The 16,192-nt window shown below is 66.7% G+C and carries 16 protein-coding genes and 2 pseudogenes; 10 read left to right on the forward strand and 8 right to left on the reverse strand.

Annotation, left to right across the window (positions count from 1 at the left end; genetic code table 11):
- The 5 genes and pseudogenes from ACEL92_RS17025 to ACEL92_RS17045 all read right to left on the reverse strand — a co-directional run bounded on the left by ACEL92_RS17025 (nucleotide 1) and on the right by ACEL92_RS17045 (nucleotide 3,004).
- A complete protein-coding gene (locus tag ACEL92_RS17025; RefSeq protein ID WP_374021899.1) occupies nucleotides 1-345 on the reverse strand; it encodes a cupin domain-containing protein in 345 nt (114 codons plus the stop codon).
- A gap of 31 nt (nucleotides 346-376) precedes the next feature.
- Nucleotides 377-802, reverse strand: a complete 426-nt coding sequence (locus tag ACEL92_RS17030; protein WP_374021900.1) for a hypothetical protein — start codon at nucleotides 800-802, stop codon at nucleotides 377-379.
- On the reverse strand, nucleotides 799-1,479 hold the full coding sequence (locus ACEL92_RS17035) for a helix-turn-helix transcriptional regulator (protein WP_374021901.1): 681 nt from the start codon (nucleotides 1,477-1,479) through the stop codon (nucleotides 799-801). The genes ACEL92_RS17030 and ACEL92_RS17035 overlap by 4 nt, the downstream gene beginning before the upstream one ends.
- A gap of 7 nt (nucleotides 1,480-1,486) precedes the next feature.
- Nucleotides 1,487-1,726: pseudogene (locus ACEL92_RS17040) on the reverse strand (ferredoxin family protein).
- A gap of 117 nt (nucleotides 1,727-1,843) precedes the next feature.
- Nucleotides 1,844-3,004, reverse strand: coding sequence for a site-2 protease family protein (locus ACEL92_RS17045; RefSeq protein WP_374021902.1), 1,161 nt, complete (start codon nucleotides 3,002-3,004; stop codon nucleotides 1,844-1,846).
- A 235-nt stretch (nucleotides 3,005-3,239) separates the two neighbouring features.
- Between ACEL92_RS17045 and ACEL92_RS17050 the strand changes: the two genes are divergently transcribed.
- Entirely contained in the window at nucleotides 3,240-3,479 is a 240-nt protein-coding gene (locus tag ACEL92_RS17050) for a hypothetical protein (protein ID WP_374021903.1), read from the forward strand.
- A gap of 261 nt (nucleotides 3,480-3,740) precedes the next feature.
- On the opposite strand, the gene ACEL92_RS17055 is transcribed toward ACEL92_RS17050, so the two are convergent.
- Nucleotides 3,741-4,724, reverse strand: a complete 984-nt coding sequence (locus tag ACEL92_RS17055) for a GNAT family N-acetyltransferase (protein WP_374021904.1) — start codon at nucleotides 4,722-4,724, stop codon at nucleotides 3,741-3,743.
- A 330-nt stretch (nucleotides 4,725-5,054) separates the two neighbouring features.
- Here ACEL92_RS17055 and ACEL92_RS17060 point away from each other — a divergent pair, with 330 nt between their 5' ends.
- Nucleotides 5,055-5,318 (forward strand): hypothetical protein, encoded by a 264-nt coding sequence (locus tag ACEL92_RS17060; RefSeq protein WP_374021905.1) that lies wholly within the window; start codon nucleotides 5,055-5,057, stop codon nucleotides 5,316-5,318.
- Between the two features lie 150 nt (nucleotides 5,319-5,468).
- Complete coding sequence (locus ACEL92_RS17065; protein WP_374021906.1) at nucleotides 5,469-7,310, forward strand: long-chain fatty acid--CoA ligase; 1,842 nt, start codon at nucleotides 5,469-5,471, stop codon at nucleotides 7,308-7,310.
- Nucleotides 7,311-7,474: 164 nt separating this feature from the next.
- Here ACEL92_RS17065 and ACEL92_RS17070 read toward each other — a convergent pair.
- Nucleotides 7,475-7,605 (reverse strand): annotated as a pseudogene (locus tag ACEL92_RS17070) (DUF1876 domain-containing protein); the annotation flags it as partial.
- A gap of 218 nt (nucleotides 7,606-7,823) precedes the next feature.
- Here ACEL92_RS17070 and ACEL92_RS17075 point away from each other — a divergent pair.
- From ACEL92_RS17075 to ACEL92_RS17085, 3 genes are read left to right on the forward strand one after another with little or no spacing between them, the layout of a single operon-like run.
- Nucleotides 7,824-8,471: a TetR/AcrR family transcriptional regulator gene (locus ACEL92_RS17075; RefSeq protein ID WP_374021907.1), complete on the forward strand. Its 648-nt coding sequence runs from the start codon at nucleotides 7,824-7,826 to the stop codon at nucleotides 8,469-8,471.
- Nucleotides 8,472-8,520: 49 nt separating this feature from the next.
- Nucleotides 8,521-9,675 carry a MacS family sensor histidine kinase gene (gene macS, locus ACEL92_RS17080; protein ID WP_374021908.1) on the forward strand — a complete coding sequence of 385 codons (1,155 nt, stop codon included), beginning with the start codon at nucleotides 8,521-8,523 and terminating at the stop codon, nucleotides 9,673-9,675.
- A complete protein-coding gene (locus ACEL92_RS17085) occupies nucleotides 9,672-10,334 on the forward strand; it encodes a response regulator (protein WP_374021909.1) in 663 nt (220 codons plus the stop codon). The genes macS and ACEL92_RS17085 overlap by 4 nt, the downstream gene beginning before the upstream one ends.
- Before the next feature lie 291 nt (nucleotides 10,335-10,625).
- On the opposite strand, the gene ACEL92_RS17090 is transcribed toward ACEL92_RS17085, so the two are convergent.
- Complete coding sequence (locus ACEL92_RS17090; RefSeq protein ID WP_374021910.1) at nucleotides 10,626-11,282, reverse strand: TetR family transcriptional regulator; 657 nt, start codon at nucleotides 11,280-11,282, stop codon at nucleotides 10,626-10,628.
- A gap of 179 nt (nucleotides 11,283-11,461) precedes the next feature.
- On the opposite strand from ACEL92_RS17090, the gene ACEL92_RS17095 reads away from it, so the two are divergent.
- The 4 genes from ACEL92_RS17095 to ACEL92_RS17110 are packed head-to-tail and all read left to right on the forward strand — an operon-like array spanning nucleotide 11,462 to nucleotide 16,084.
- Nucleotides 11,462-12,328, forward strand: coding sequence for an amidohydrolase family protein (locus ACEL92_RS17095; RefSeq protein WP_374021911.1), 867 nt, complete (start codon nucleotides 11,462-11,464; stop codon nucleotides 12,326-12,328).
- 3 nt (nucleotides 12,329-12,331) lie between these two features.
- Complete coding sequence (locus tag ACEL92_RS17100) at nucleotides 12,332-14,560, forward strand: acyl-CoA dehydrogenase family protein (protein ID WP_374021912.1); 2,229 nt, start codon at nucleotides 12,332-12,334, stop codon at nucleotides 14,558-14,560.
- Nucleotides 14,561-14,595: 35 nt separating this feature from the next.
- The gene (locus tag ACEL92_RS17105; RefSeq protein WP_374021913.1) at nucleotides 14,596-15,789 is read left to right on the forward strand and encodes an amidohydrolase family protein; all 1,194 of its coding nucleotides are present in this window, start codon (nucleotides 14,596-14,598) and stop codon (nucleotides 15,787-15,789) included.
- Between the two features lie 10 nt (nucleotides 15,790-15,799).
- A complete protein-coding gene (locus ACEL92_RS17110) occupies nucleotides 15,800-16,084 on the forward strand; it encodes a hypothetical protein (RefSeq protein ID WP_374021914.1) in 285 nt (94 codons plus the stop codon).
- The last annotated feature ends 108 nt before the right edge of the window (nucleotides 16,085-16,192 follow it).

Here is a 16,192-nt window from a genome sequence, read left to right on the forward strand (position 1 = left end):
CTAGTGAGCCGAGGGCAGGGTCTTGAGCACGGTCAGCATGACCACCGAATCCTCGACCGCGTGCAGGGCGTGCCGTTCCGCCGGGATCGCGACGTAGTCGCCCGTTTTGCCTTCCCAGGCGTCACCATTGGTGGTCAGGCGCACGTGGCCCCGCAGCACCTGCAGCGTCGCCTCGCCGGGGCTGTCGTGTTCGGAAAGCTCATGGCCGCCAAGCAAAGCCAGCACGGTCTGCCGAAGTTCGTGGGTGTGGCCCCCGTGGATGGTGTGGGCCGCCCGGCCGCTGTGCGATTTGGTGGCCTCCGCCAGCTTTTCGGACGCGAGACTGGTCAACGAGATCGATTCCATAGCTGAGTCCTTCATGGTCGAGCGGACGCGATCACCCCGCCACTAGCAGTATCCCCGCCGCGACAAGCGCGGCCACCTTGACCACCTCGAAGCCGATGTAGACGTAATGGGCCCGCGAGCGCGGCCCGTCGGACCCGGCGAGCACGCTGTCGGAGCGCCGCGTCAATCGGGGACGCACGGCGATCAGCTGCGTGGCCAGCGCTCCCACCGCGACGAACGTCGCCGCGGCGACACTCGCCGGCGCGGGGCCGGTGATGACGACCGCCACGAGCACGAGCGCGAAGCACACCTCGACGGTATTGAGGGCCCGAAACACCAGCCGCCCGATGCCAAGTCCGATCTGCAACGTCACATTCGGCGCACGGAACTTCAGCGGGGCTTCCAGGAACGAGATGGCCAGCACCATGCCGAGCCACACGAAGGTGGCCGCGACGGCGACCGCGGGCCCGGTGCTCACTTGGCCGCCTTCTGCAGTTTCAGGTGCGCCAGGCACAGATCGGGCTCGACGAACGCCTCGAGCCGGTCGACCGTAATCGGCGCGCCCCAGCTCTCCATGGCGCCCTGCATCAGGCCGAGGTGCACGGGGCAGACGACGGTCGTCCGGTTCTCGGCCAGTTCCAGGAACGGGCAGTGCCGCAGGCCGACCTGTTGCTTCCCGTCGGCCGCCCGGCGTTCGGGCGCGAAGCCCAGTTCGTCGAGCATGTTGACCAGGTGGTCGACGGCGTCGTCGACGGTGGTGGGGCTCGTCGGGACCGGCTGAAGGCTGGCATCGAGGTTTTTCCCCCAGGCCCGGCCCGCGGCCACCGCCTTGGCGCTGGCGTCCGGCTCGCCGGCGAACGCCGTGGCCAGCACCTCGGCGAGCAGTCGATAGTGCCGCGTGCCGCCGCGGTCCATCTGGCGGACCGCCCGGAACATCAGCGGCGGGCGGCCCGGCCCCTTGCGGTCCAGCTCGACGTGCTCGACCTGCCCGTCGCCGACCAAGGTGTCCAGGTGGAATCGGACGGTATTGGGGTGCACGCCCAGCAGGTCGGCGATCGCGGCGATGCTCATGGCGTCGGGTGACGCCCGCAACACCCGCAGCACCTCGCGGCGTCGGCCGGCGGACTCCCCGACCGACGTGGGCGGCACGTTCACGGGACCCTCACGCTCCTTCCGCTTGCTCGACCCCCGGGCGAGCGGCCATTAAAGGTGTGTCTACACCGAGCGGACCTAACTTGGCCGCCCCACCCGGTGACCCGAGGGGGCGTCGCGTCCCAGCAGCGTTTCGGTGAAGAACACTTCATTGTCGGCCAGGCGCGGTTTGAGCTCCCGGGAAGGTCGTCTTCGTAGTAGCCGGGGTCGACCGGGGACTCGTCCCACATGCGCGGTCCGCCACGTCGATGCACGGTTACCCAACAGCATTAGTAAGAACGAGGGAATCGCAGGCTCCGCCGGCATCGCAAGCAGCCGGCCGCCGTCGCCATCGTCGCCCCTGAGCCCTGCTGTCGAGCGCCGCGGCCTAAATGCTCTGGGCCGGAGCCGATTTCGGGGCCTCCGGGTGCGCGAGCCGGTAGACCTCGATGAGCCGCGTCACATCGGTCGGCGTCACGATGCCGACGACCTGGCCGTCGTCGAACACCAGGGCGCGGCTGCGCGGGCCGGCGGGCGCCATGCGCTCCAGCAGGGTGGTCAGCGGCTCCAGTGGTGCGCCGGACGGCACCTCGTGCAGCGGCTGCGCGATCTCCGCCACGGTGGTGGTGGCGCGCCGTTCGGGTGCGACGTCGCGTAATTGCCGCAACGTGATCAGGCCCGTAACCGTCCCGCTCTGGTCGACGACCGGGTACGCGGAGTGCCGATCTCCGAGCACGTAGCGCTGGACGAAATCGTCGACGGTGATCCATCCGGGGGCGGTGTGCGGGCGATCGGTCATCGCGTCGGCGACGCGGACCCCGGAAAACATCTGCTGGGCCGAAATCCGCGTTTCCTCTTCGCGACTGGCGGCGAAGATGAACCAGCCGATGAACGCGAGCCAGACGCCGCCAACCAGACCGCCGAGCAGAAACTCGGCCAGCCCCAAGCCAATCAGGATGAAGGCCACCACCCGCCCGGCGTGGGCGGCGCCGATGCTGGCACGCACGCTGTCGCCGTGGCGGCGCCACAACAAGGCCCGCAGTACCCGGCCACCGTCCAGCGGCGCGCCGGGCAGCAGATTGAACAGGCCCAGCAGCAGGTTGATGCCGGCCAGCCAGGACGCGACGCCGACGGCGATCGGTGGGGCGCCCGCCATCGGCAGGGCGGCGACCAGGCCGCCGAAGATGGCCGCCAGCGCCAGGCTGGTGGCCGGCCCGGCGACCGCGATCCGGAAGGCCGCCGTCGGCGTCTTCGCCTCGCCGCCCAGGGTGGTGACTCCACCGAACAGCCAGAGCGTCACGTTGCCCACGGGCACGCCGGCGCGGCGGGCGACGACGGCATGCGCGAGCTCGTGCGCCACCAGGGACGCCAACAGCACCAGCGCCCCGCACGCTCCCGCCGCCCAGTAGGCGACGGGCGAATACCCCTTGACGCTGCCGGGCAGCATGCTGGCCAGGCTCCAGGTGAACAACCACAGAATGACCAGCACGCTCCAGTGAACCTTCACCGGGAAGCCGGCGATCCGCCCGACTGGGATCGCATCGCTCACCTCGAACCTCCAAAATCGTTGAGGGAAGCGGCGCGACCGCCGCCTCCGCTCCGAAGGTATTGCGACGCTGCGGTTACCACTAGGGCCGTTGGACCCCGGCGGCCGGCAATCGACCCGCCGAACGGCCGGCGGTGACGAATTTGGGCCCGATTCGCAATCTCCGCGTGACGGAACACCGGGGCCTTCTCACGTAATTTGGCATGCGGTTCCGGTTGAACAAAGGAGCATGGCGGTTATGGGTGGTATCCCACCGTTGTTGTTGACCGACTCTGACGTGGATGCCCTGGCTTGCGAGTTCCTGGAGTCACGGTATCTCGGCGCCATCTATGCCGACTGGTCCCCCGATCGGCGCCTCGACACTTTCCTGCGGCGGCGTGGCCTGTCTCGCGTTGCCGACGACGGCGACCTGTCCAACACGGTCTTGGAACGCATCCTGGGACAGGTTGGCCGCGCCTCGCGGCTGGCCCGCCGCTGAGCTTGCGGCGCAAGCAAATCGGGGCGGGCCAGCGGGTCGTCCAGGTTGGTGCCCAACGGACACGCCCAAAGCCCAAACCTGTTGCCATGCTGGATATCTGACGAATCGTGCTGGTGAGCATGCACCGTGATGGGGCAAGCCGCCACCAACGGCCGCTCAGGCAGTTCCCCGCGATCACCCAACCACCGCCGCGCCACCCCGGCCGCCATCGCGGTGAGCAAGCACGGCGAGTAGATACGTCCGGCCGCCTGGCAGCCCGCCCTAGTCGAACGCGTGGATCACCTGGCGGGCTACCTGCCGGATTTGTTGGTAGACAACGTGATCGAGGGGGAGATCCCGGTAACGCGGGATCTCCCCCGTCGTGGTGACCACGCCCGGTTCCTCGTGCGCCCAATGCGCGTGCACCTTGTCGCCCAACGCGCGTGCGGGCGGATTGTCGGACAGCACGCGGGCGTGGAAGCGCTTGATGCCGTCGACGCGCGCCGCGACCGCGAGCGCGCCGAGCAGCAGCGTGCCTATCCCGCGCCCCTGGTAGCCGTCCGCCACAGTGAGCGCGACCTCTGCCGAGGCGGGGTCGTCCTGGTCCCGGACGAAGCGGGCGTCCGCGATGACCGGCCCTGCCACGCCGTCGGTGACCACCCAGACGAAATGGTCGACATAGTCGACCTCGAAGAGATAGGTCAGTCGCGCCTCGGTGGGGGCGCCGCCTTGATACCGCCGGTACAGGGTCTCCCGCGAGAACGAACCGCTGCTCTTGAACCGTTCGGCGTCACCGGGCAGGACCGGGCGCAGCGATAGGACGGCGCCGTCCTTGGTCGTCACCGGGATCGGGACGACGTATGCGGCCACTCGCTGCCGCGCGGTGCGCAGCATCCGGTCGGCGACGACCGGCATGGCCAGCATGCCGTCGAAGGCGGCGCCGTACCCGCTGTATCCGCGCACGTCCTCGGCCGCCGTCACCGTGGCCGTTCTGGTGGCGTGCCGCAGCAACGCGATCTCCCCGACGATCGTCGCGGACGACAGCTCGGTGACGGTGACCCGGCCCTTGGATCCGACATGCCGCACCCGGATGCGGCCCGACGCGATGATCGCGAAAGACTCCGCTCGTTCCCCCTGCCGCATCAGTACCTCGCCGGCGACCGCGTGGAGGGGCTCGAGAAGGGCGGCCAACGTCTTGAGGTCCTCGGCCGGGATGTCGGCGAACACGGGAAGCCCCGCGAGTTCTTCGGCGCGGACAGCCCTCACGTCGGCCCACCTGTCAGCTCGAGTCCCCGGCCCGAATCACACGCCGATTGCGAATCCGTTGCTAAAGCGGTCATTTCGCCAATTTCGTAATCCAGCGGCCCCCGAAACGGGTAGCGTGGCGATGCGTCCTCCCCGGTGTACGGTACGCCAGCCGCATCGCCATCGCGGGAGAACGAAGTAGCTGACAGCTGTGACAAAAGACCCTGTCGGACTGGGACTTCGGCAGGCCGGAAGCAAGACCAAAGCCTTTCGGTGAACGTGCTCTTGGCCTCTACGGCCGGGCCCCCTGGGGCTGGTCGGATGGATCGATAGGCTAGCGGGGAGGGAAACATGATTACAGGCAAGTGGCGGCAGCATTGGCCACAGCGCCGGCCGGAGGCCCGGATCTATCAGCTCACCGATCGCCTCCACGAGGGACATGTTGCCCGAGTGCCCGCCCACCAGATACCCGCCACCGTGTCCGCCTGGTTGGAGGAGCTCGGTGCGCGCAGCCCGTTGGTCGACGATCTCGAGCGCGCGGTCCGCGGAGAAGACTGGTCCGCGGCGCACGCCCTTGGTGAGTGCCTGTCCATCGAGATCGCTCTGGCCGACTGACCGGTCTGATCGGATGTAGCGCGGCGGGGACGTTTGCCGCGCCCCACGTGACTTTCGTCACTACCGCACAGCCGCCGCGCACCGCAGGATCGACGGTATACCGGTACACCACGCCATCGGTATCCCTTTCGGCAGCAATGGATTCGCGTCATGAATGCAAGACTGGCCTCAACGGAGAGGCCCGATTTTCGCAAGATCGAGAACCGCGCACCCTCGGTGGCGCAGATGTTCGTCAACCGGGTCGCCGCCACCCCCGACGCTGAGGCCTTCCGCTACCCGCAGGACCACACCTGGGCCAGCGTGACCTGGCAGCAAGTCGGCGAACGCGTCAACAACCTCGCCGCGGGGCTGATCGCGCTGGGCATCGCGCCCGAGGACCGGGTCGCGCTCGCCTCCGCGACGCGCTACGAGTGGGTCCTCGCCGACTTCGCGATCATGTGTGCGGGCGCCGCGACCACCACCGTGTACCCCACGACGAACGCCACCGATGTGGCCTACATCGTCGCCAATTCCGGCAGCCGGGTGGTGATCGCCGAAAATCAGGCCCAGCTCGACAAGCTGATCAAGCACCGGTACGAACTGCCCAACGTCGGCAAGGTCGTCATGATCGACGGCAACGGCGACGGCGACTGGGTGATCTCCCTCGCCGACCTCGATCTGTTGGGCAAGCAACTGCTCGCGGATACGCCCGACGCCGTCAACGACAGGGTCGCGGCCGTCGGTCCCGACCACCTGGCCAGCCTCATCTACACCTCCGGCACTACCGGTCGCCCGAAGGGGGTGCGGCTCACGCACGGGGCATGGACGTACACCGCTGCGGCGATCGACTCACTGGGGATCCTGGGGCCCGACGACTTGAACTTCCTGTGGCTGCCGCTCGCGCATGCGTTCGGCAAGGTGATGCTGGCGCTGCCGTTACAAATCGGCTTCCCCACCGCCATCGACGGCCGCGTGGAGCGGATTATCGACAACCTCGCGGCCTTGCGTCCCACGATCATGGGCGCGGCGCCGCGCATCTTCGAGAAGGCGCACGCGCGCATCCAGGACATGGCAGCCGAGCGCGGCAGGCTCAGGAAAATGATCTTCGATTGGGCGATCGGGGTCGGCAAGAGGGTGTCGGAGGCGCGACAGTCCGGGCGGAAGCCCTCGCTGGCGTCGTCGCTGGCCTATAAGGTCGCCGACCGATTGGTGTTCACCACCATCCGGGAGCGGTTTGGTGGCCGCTTGCGGTTCTTCGTGTCCGCGGCCGCCGCGCTGGACCGCGACGTCGCGCAGTGGTTCGATGCCGTCGGCATCATCGTGCTGGAGGGCTACGGGCTGACGGAGACCGCGGCCGCGTCATTCATCAACCGTCCCAACGCTTATCGGTTCGGCACGGTCGGCTGGCCCTTCCCCGCCACCGATGTGAAGATCGCCGAGGACGGCGAGATTCTGCTGAAGGGGCCGGGTCTGATGACCGCCTATCACGACCTGCCGGACGCCACGGCCGAGGCGCTCGACCCCGACGGGTGGTTCCACACCGGCGACATCGGCGAACTGGATGCCGACGGATTCCTGCGGATCACCGACCGCAAGAAGGACATGTTCAAGACCTCACAGGGCAAATACGTTGCGCCGTCGGCGATCGACGCGCGGTTCAAGGGCCGCTGCCCGTACGTGAGCGAGATCGTGGTCTACGGGGAGGGCAAGCCGTACTGTGTCGCCCTGGTCAGTCTCGACACCGAGGCGATCACCGATTGGGCCAATAAGAACGGCCTGGCGGGCAAGTCGTTCGCCGACATCGCGCACGACGACAAGACACAGCAGCTGATCGCCGGCTACATCGACGCCTTGAACACCGAACTCAATCGCTGGGAACAGATCAAGAAGTTCACGATCGCCGACCGCGAATTCACCGTCGAGTCGGGCGATCTGACGCCGAGTATGAAGCTGAAGCGCAAGGTGGTCATCGACAAATTCGCCGACCGCCTCCAGGCTTTGTACGAAACCTGACGCCCCAATACCGGCCTGTTCGCCGGGCGAAGTTTGGGGCGGCGGTCCCGGGCGGGGGGCGTGCCGGGACCGCCGCGGATTCAGTTGGCCGATCGGCGTTTCACGTCGCCGCTGTGATGAGCCTGTAATGTCCGTCGTAGCGGTCGTCCGCGCATAGTCGTCGGCCGCGCCAGGCCGATGCCGACAACGCCTCGCCTTGCCAAGACGGCCGCGCTTTCGCCCGGGTCTTTTCGTCGCGCTCTTCGACCAGCACGTCGATGTGGCAGGCCTTGCTGGCGTCGTCGTTCTTCGTCATCACCCGATGCGACCATTGCGCGGCGGGGCCGCAGTAGGGGCGGAAGTCCCGAATCACGGGGCAGTTCGTCGGGCGACGCGGGGGGCCGCCGCACGCGATGAAAGGGCCAGCAAATACCGGTCACGCCCGCGAAGAAAGCGTCGAACTTAATCGACATTATTGCTGGGCTTAATCAACAGTTTCGTTCGCGTATATCGGGGTGCCCAACAGTAGCGGGCGTGTCCAACCTGCCGACACAGACCAAGTACCTGCACGCCTCGCGGGGCCGCCGGTCATCGCCGCACTCGGGTGACGATCGGGAACAGGCGATACTGGCCACCGCGGAGCGCCTGCTGCAGGAGCGCCCGCTCGCGGATTTCTCCGTGGACGACCTAGCAAAAGGCGCTGGGATTTCGCGTCCCACCTTCTACTTCTATTTCCCATCGAAGAACGCGGTGTTGCTGTCGCTCCTGGACCAGATGAACGGCAAAGCGCAGACGGCCCTCCGGTCGCTCGGGGGGATCTCGTCCGGCGACCCTGCGGAGCTGTGGCGGGCGCGCATCGAGGCGTTCTTCGAGGTGTCGGGCTCTCACCCGGCGGTCGCCGTGGCGGGCGCCTCGGCGAAGGCCACCAACCCCGAGGTGCGGCAGTTGTGGTCCACGCTCATGCAGAGGTGGATCTCGCTGACCACGGCCGCCATCAAGGCCGAGCGCGGCCGGGGCGCCGCCCCCGACACCGTGCCGGCCGAGCAGCTCTCGCTCGCCCTCAACATGTTGAGCGAACGGGTGATGGCCGCCACGTTCACCGCCGAGGACGAGGCGCTGCCCGAGGACCGGGCGGTCGACACCTTGCTGCACATCTGGCTGGCCAGCATCTACCAGCGCTGACCGAGCACCCGCGCGCCGCTCTTGCCGACCGCCGTGAGCCCCCGCATTTATGCTGACCACGATGGCGAAAAACGGCCCCGATCCCACCACGCCGTTATGGCGTGCAGCGCAAGTGTTCCGGCTGCTGAGCTGTGTCTACGCCACCGGGTTCCAAATTGCCATCAACCCGGATCTGCGTCGGCCCGCGCTGGGCTGGGTGTTGTTCGCGGTCCTCATCGGCTGGAGCGCGGCGTGCGCGGTGGCTTACCTGCGCGGGTTCGGCCGCAGAGCGGCATGGGTGCTCGCCGAGATCGCGATCGTCGTGCTGCTCATGTCGTCGAACGCCCTCGTCACCACCCCGCAGTGGGCGGCCGACAACCAGACGTGGCCGACGACGCTGTGGGCCAGCAACCCCACGATCTCGGCGGCCATCCAGTTCGGCCCCGCCGGCGGCATGCTCACCGGCGTGGTGGTGATGGCCACCAACTTCACGGTCAAGGACTACTTCGCTCTCAACCTGGGGCATAACGCCACCGCCATCATCGAGCTGGCGATCGGCATGGCGATCGGTATGGCCGCCCAGACCGCGCGCCGCGCCCACGACGAGCTTCAAGAGGCGGCCCGATTGACGGCCGCGGTGCAAGAACGGGAACGCCTGTCCCGCCAGGTGCATGACGGAGCCATCCAGGTGCTGGCCCTGGTGGCCAAGAAAGGCCACGAAATCGGCGGCGCCACAGCGGAACTCGCCGACCTGGCCAGCGAGCAGGAACGCGCGCTGCGGCGGTGGCTGGCCAGCGCGGACGTCGACCACGAAACCGACGGCGCCACCGTCGACCTGTGCACCCTGCTGCGGAGCCGGGAATCCGACCGAGTGTCGCTGAGCCTGCCCGCCACACCCGTGCCCTTGGGCCGCCGGGTGGGCACCGAGCTCGACGCCGCGGTGGGCAACGCCCTGGACAACGTGGGAAGGCATGCCGGACCCGACGCGCACGCATTCGTGCTCGTCGAAGACCTCGGTGATTCCGTCGTGGTGAGCATCCGCGACGACGGGGTGGGAATCGCGGCCGGCCGGCTCGAGGAGGCGGCCGGCCAGGGGCGCCTGGGCATTTCGCAATCGATCGTCGGGCGGTTGGCTGCGCTCGGCGGCAGCGCCCGGCTGCGAAGCGAACCCGGAGAGGGCGCCGAGTGGGAGTTGTGTGTGCCGCGCGGGGAGGGCGTTCCATGACCGATGAGACCCCCACGACGGTGATGGTCGTCGACGACCATCCCATCTGGCGCGACGCGGTCGCCCGCGACCTGGCCGACGACGGGTTCACCGTGGTCGCCACCGCCGACAGCGTTGCCGCGGCGCGGCGGCGGGCGGCCGTGGTCAAGCCCGACGTGGTGGTGATGGACATGCAGCTGCCCGACGGCGACGGGGCGCAGGCGACCGCGGGAGTGCTCGCGGTGTCCCCCTCCTCTCGGGTGCTGGTGCTTTCGGCGTCCGACGAGCGGGACGACGTGCTGGAGGCTGTCAAGGCCGGCGCGATCGGCTATCTGGTCAAGAGCGCATCCAAATCGGAACTGGCACAAGCCGTGACGGCGACCGCCGAGGGCCGGGCCGTGTTCACCCCGAGCCTGGCCGGGTTGGTGCTGGGCGAATACCGGCGCATGGCGCAGAGCAAGGACGACGGTCCGGCCCGGCCGAGCCTCACCGAACGCGAAACCGAGGTGTTGCGCTACGTGGCAAAGGGTCTGTCCGCCAAGCAGATCGCCCAGAAGCTGTCACTGAGCCACCGCACCGTCGAAAATCACGTGCAGGCGACGTTTCGCAAACTGCAGGTCGCCAATCGGGTGGAGTTGGCGCGCTACGCGATTGAGCACGGCCTCGACGAGGAGCCGTGACCCGCAGGGACTAAGGCGGACATGGACCATCCCTATCGGGGATGCTCCATCTGGGACGAACGTGTCCGGCTCGCGTCAAAATATCCCAGCTACTCGTTCCCGTGCCGGTATGCGATGGGCCCGGGAGGCGGTGTTCTCCGACCGCACCGGCCACTACCTTCCATGCCGCTCGCCCGGTCGCTGTCAACCGAAATTCCGTGGCATTGGCGCGACGACTGAACGCGCCGGCGTCGGCGTGTGACTCCGACCCTTGAACCGCCGAATCCGCATCGCTACCGACACCCGACAGTCCTACGTCGTGTTCGCTACCGCGCCGTCGACAAGTGTTCGTGCAACCCACTCCACGCGTTCGAGCGCCTCATCCAACGAGAGAGCTTTAATGAGGACTGCCGTCACCGCGCTGGACAAGGCGGCGTCCAGGCCGAAGCTGATATTCGGAATGAGTTGGGGATCAACACCTTTGAGCAGCCGGGCGAGCATTTCGCTGTTGGTACGAGCCATGTGGTCGATGCCGGTCCTGGTCACGGGGTCATTTGAGGTCATCGCTTGGAGCATCAGCGCCGTCATCTTCGGATTGCGATGGAAGGCGCGCTGTGCCCGTTCCAGGTAATCCAGTATTCCTGGTAGCGGCGTGCCTTCGCCCGGATCGCCAGCTGGCGTGACACGACGGGTCAGTCGTTTCTGCCAGTCCTCAAGGGCCGCGGCCAGCAGATGCTCCTTGGAGCTGAAGTATCGATAGACGGTGCCCAGCGCGACCCCTGACCGCTGAGCCACGTTCCGCATCTGCACCGCATCGGCACCGACTTCGCTGATCAGCGCGATCACCGCTTCGACGATCTTGGCTCGGCGGGCCAGCTGCCCGCTGGTCATGTCCGCCGCCTGCAGGGCTTGGGTGTGAGGGCGCTCAGCAGTTCTGACGATGACGGTGCGCCTTTCCTGTGACACCACAGCCCCTTGCTAGATGATAACGATGTTCTCGCTGTGGTTCATAATCCTAGCGTTATTCCGCCTAAGAGCATGCCATTTAGTGTACCGACCTTGATTCGCGGTTGACTAAAGTAGAACAGCGTTTCAATATGGAACCATCGCTCGGCGCTCTCATTGCGCCGGTTAGATCGGAGGTACTGATGCCCGGACCAGTCGGTCTGCCGGTGATTGACACGATGATCGGCTTCCCACACGAGGGATCGGCCCAGTACGACTTCATCCGCAGGCAGACGAAAGACCGCGAGTCGAAAGAAGGCTTCGAGTTTCCCGTCGAGTACATGTTCAAGGACGTTCCGAATGGTCTGCCGACGGACGACCCGGTGTCGCTGGTGCTTCAGCAGATGGATCGATTCGGCATCGAGAAGGCCGTGATCGGCGTGACCGAGGACTGCGCCGCCAAAGCGCTGAAGACCTTTCCGGATCGATTCGTCCCGTCGGGCGCCGTGGCGGATCCCAACGACGTGATGGGTTCGGTCAACGCCATCCGCCGCGACTACGAGGAGTACGGCATACGGGCGACGTCGGTGTTTCCGGCAGGTACCTTCCCCCAGGTCGCCATCGACGACCCGAAGATGTATCCCATCTACGCGACCTGTGTAGAACTGGGTCTGCCGATCTTTGTGTGCGCCGGTGTACCGGGCCCGCGTGTGCCGTATGCCGCGCAGGAAGTCTCGCGGATCGACGTGGTGATGTTCGATTTCCCCGACTTGGTGTTCGTCACCCGCCACGGCTGCGAACCCTGGGAGGACCTCGCGGTCAAGCTGATGCTCAAGTGGCCCAACCTCTACTACTCCACCTCGGCCTTCGCCCCCAAGTACTACCCGAAGGCCATCATCGACTACGCGAACACCCGTGGCGCCGACAAAGTGCTCTACGCCGGCTACTTCCCCATGGGCCTATCGCTGGAGCGAATCTTCAGCGAGCTGCCCGGAGTGCCGTTCAAAGACCAGGTGTGGCCAAAGTTCCTGTACGGCAATGCCGCCCGCATCCTCGGTCTCGGGGACTGATCGATGGCGTTCGGAATCACCACCGAGCAGGAGCAGCTGGCCGAAACCATCAGCAGCTTCGCCGCGCGCCACGCGCCGCTCGACAAGACCCGAGCGTCGTTCGACTCGATCGCGGCGGGTGATCTACCGCCCTGGTGGGAGGAACTCACCGCCTCCGGCTTTCACGCGGTGCACCTGCCGGAAGCCGCCGGAGGTCAGGGCGGCTCGCTCGCCGACTTGGGCTGCGCCATCGAGGCCACCGCAGCGGCCCTGCTGCCTGGCCCGTGGCTGAGCACAACCATTGCCAGCGCGATCACCAACCTGTCGGACGGCTCCGGCGCCACACTGCTCGCCGATCTCGTTGGCGGCGTACCTGCAACGTCGGTGCTGCCCGAGCACTCCATGGTCCGCGTGACACGTCACCACGATGGCTGGAAGCTCGACGGCTTCAGCGCACCCACGGCGGGACTGGTGTCCGCTCAACGCATCCTGCTCGCCGTACACACCGACGCCGAGGCCGACGTGCGCTGGTTCGCCCTCGATGCGGGCCACGGGGCGTCGGGGATGTCGGTCGACCCGCGGCGCGGCACCGACTTGACCACCGATGTCGGTGTCCTGACACTGACCGGTCACGTCGTGCCCGCAAGTGCCGAACTATTCGGAATCGCCTGCGCGCCTGCCCGTTGCATCGCGGTGGCCCTGACCGCGTGTGCGGCAGCGGGCATCGTGCGCAGATGCCAGGAAGCGGCGACCGACTACATCCGCAACCGTGAGCAGTTCGGCCGGCCCGTCGGCGCCTTCCAGGCCCTGCAGCACAAGGCCGCGACACTACTGGTCAATTCCGAATTGGCCTCGGCCGCAGCATGGGACGCGGTGCGCGCCGCCGGGGATTCCACCACCCAACAGCGGCTCGCCGCCGGGGCGGCTGCGCAGGTGTCCATCGCAACCGCACCCGACCTCGTCCTCGACGCCATGCTCATGTTCGGCGCCATCGGGTACACCTGGGAACACGACACACACCTGTACTGGCGGCGGGCGACCACGCTGGCCGCCTCGATCGGATCGATCACGCGATGGGCCCGCGAAACCGGCGAACTCGTGTTACGCGAGAGGCGCAGCACTGCAGTCGATCTCGGCGACATCGAAGCCGCATTCCGTGCTTCGGTAGCGGCCACGCTCGAACAAGCCCGTGCGCTGCCCAACGAGCACCCGGCCGACGACGACCGAACCCCGGGCCAGGCCTGGGGTCAACAGCGCGATGTCTTGGCCGAGGGCGGGCTGATGGCCCCGCACCTGCCCGCTCCGTGGGGTCTGGGCGCCACGGCGTTACAGCAGGTGATCATCGGCGAGGAGTTCGACAAACGTCCCGATGTGCCCAAGCCTTACCTCAGCATCGCGGAGTGGATTCTGCCGACGATCCTCAGCTACGGAACCGACTGGCAGAGAGAGCAATTCGCCTGGCCGATGCTCCGCGGGTCGCAACGCTGGTGCCAGCTGTTCAGTGAGCCGGAGGCCGGATCGGACCTGGCCTCCCTGAGAACGCGTGCCGAGAAAATCGACGGCGGGTGGCTGATCAACGGGCACAAGATTTGGACCTCGCAGGCCGACCGAGCGCACTTCGGTGCTCTGCTCGCGCGTACCGACCCGGATGCGCCCAAGCACCGTGGCATCAGCTACTTCCTCATCGACATGGCCTCGCAGGGCATCACCGTCGAGCCCATCAGGCAGGCCAGCGGTGGCTATGACTTCAACGAGGTGTTCCTCACCGACGTCTTCGTTCCCGACCACATGCTGGTCGGAACACCCGGCGCCGGTTGGGATCTCGCAGTGGCCACAATGGCGGTCGAACGCACCGCGATCGCCAACAACGTCAACATCGACCGATCGGCCGCCCTGCGCCACGTCGCGCGCGGCGACGGCCCCGACCGTGCCGCCGTCCTGGAAGCACTGGGCGACATCGAGGCCCACACGTCTGCCGTCAAGGCCATGGTGCTTCGCGAAACGCTGCGCCAGGTGCAGGGCCGGGCGGCCGGACCCACATCGAGCATCGCCAAATACGCGCTGGTCATGCTGCTCCGTCGCGCCTCCACCGCCACGCTGCGCCACACCGGGGTCAACGCGATGCTCGAGGATTCCGAACCCGCCGTGATCGGACCGTATTTCGACATGCCATCCGAACTCATCGGCGGCGGTACGCCCGAAATACAGCTGACCGTGATCGCCTCCATGATCCTCGGCCTACCACGCAAATAACGACACAACACTTCCCGCCAACAGAGAGGCACACGATGACAGAGAATCTCGAATTCACCTACTTCGACTGCGACAACCACTACTACGAGGCGCTGGACGCCTTCACCCGCCACATCGAGCCCGCTTACAAGAAACGCGCCATCCAGTGGGCGCAGATCGACGGCAAGCAGCGACTGATGGTTGGCGGCCGCGTCAACCGGTTCATCCCCAACCCCACGTTCGATCCCGTCGGCAAACCAGGCGCCCTCGACGAGTACTTCCGTGGGCGCAACCCCAAGGGCGCCGACATGAACGCACTGTTCGGCGAGTTGGAACCTATCCCCGCCGCGTATCGCGATCGTGACGCGCGATTGGCGCTGATGGATGAGCAGGGCATGCAGGGCTGCATCCTGCTGCCGACCCTCGGGGTAGGGATGGAACAGGCACTGCTGCCCGACTTCGATGCCACCGTGGCGACGTTCCGCGCGTTCAACCGTTGGATGGAGGAGGACTGGGGATTCGCCTACCGCGAGCGCATTTTTGCCGCGCCCTACATCACACTCTGCCAACCGGATGCCGCCGTGCGCGAGCTTGAATGGGCCTTGGAACGCGACGCCCGGTTCATCGTGATGGTCCCAGGACCGATCACCACTGCCATCGGCACGCGCGCACCCGGTGACCCGATGTTCGACGACTTCTGGCGGCTGGCAAACGATTCGGGTATTACCGTCTGCTACCACTCGGGTGAGACCTACTACTCGAAGTTCATGCCGGCGTGGGGCGAATCCGACTACATGATGTCCTTCCAAACGCTGCTGGGCTTTCGGTCGTTGTTCTCCGCCGACCCGATCCAAGACACTTTCGCCAACCATTTGCACAAAGGCCTGTTTCTGCGATTCCCCAACCTGCGCATGGCGTCCATTGAAAGCGGCTCGGCGTGGGTGTTCCACCTCTTCGAGAAGCTGACGAAGTCCTACGGTCAAATCCCGTTCATCTACCAGGAAGACCCGCGCGAGACGTTCAAGCGCCACGTCTGGGTGTCCCCCTTCTACGAGGACGAACTGGCCAGCCTGCTCAAGCTCGTCGGCGCCGACCGCATCGTCATGGGCTCCGACTTCCCCCACGTCGAAGGCCTCGCCAACCCAGCCTCTTACATCAAAGACCTGGAAAACTTCGACTACAGCCCAGCACAATGCCGAACCGTCATGCGCGACAACGGTCTCGAGTTGGCGACCCGCCGGCCCGTCTGACGCGACCGAAGTGAAGGTCGACAAGGGCTCGCTCGTCGCGATGCTGCTGGAAGTCGGTGAGGAGAACGCCGCCGTCCTACTCGCCCGTTCGAACATGGCCGACGAAATCGACACGGAGAAGGACCTGGACACCCTCCTGCATTTCGGGCTCGACCCGGATCAGGTCGACGAGGTCGCCCGGTTGGCCGTCGGCGCGATCGCCGCTGACGACGTCAACACCCGACGCCGACGTGACGAAATGGAGAGGGCAATCTCGCGACGCTGGGCGGACCTAGTCGACGACTGGTTATCGTAAGCCATTGCGGCATCGCATTGTCGGCGTCATGATTCGGTTCGACCGAGGATCGCGGCGACGGCCGACCCGCAGGGCAGCCAGGTGACCAACTCTGCGGGTCAGCCAATC

This window comes from Mycobacterium hainanense (assembly GCF_041890355.1).
GTDB classification, from domain to species: domain Bacteria; phylum Actinomycetota; class Actinomycetes; order Mycobacteriales; family Mycobacteriaceae; genus Mycobacterium; species Mycobacterium hainanense.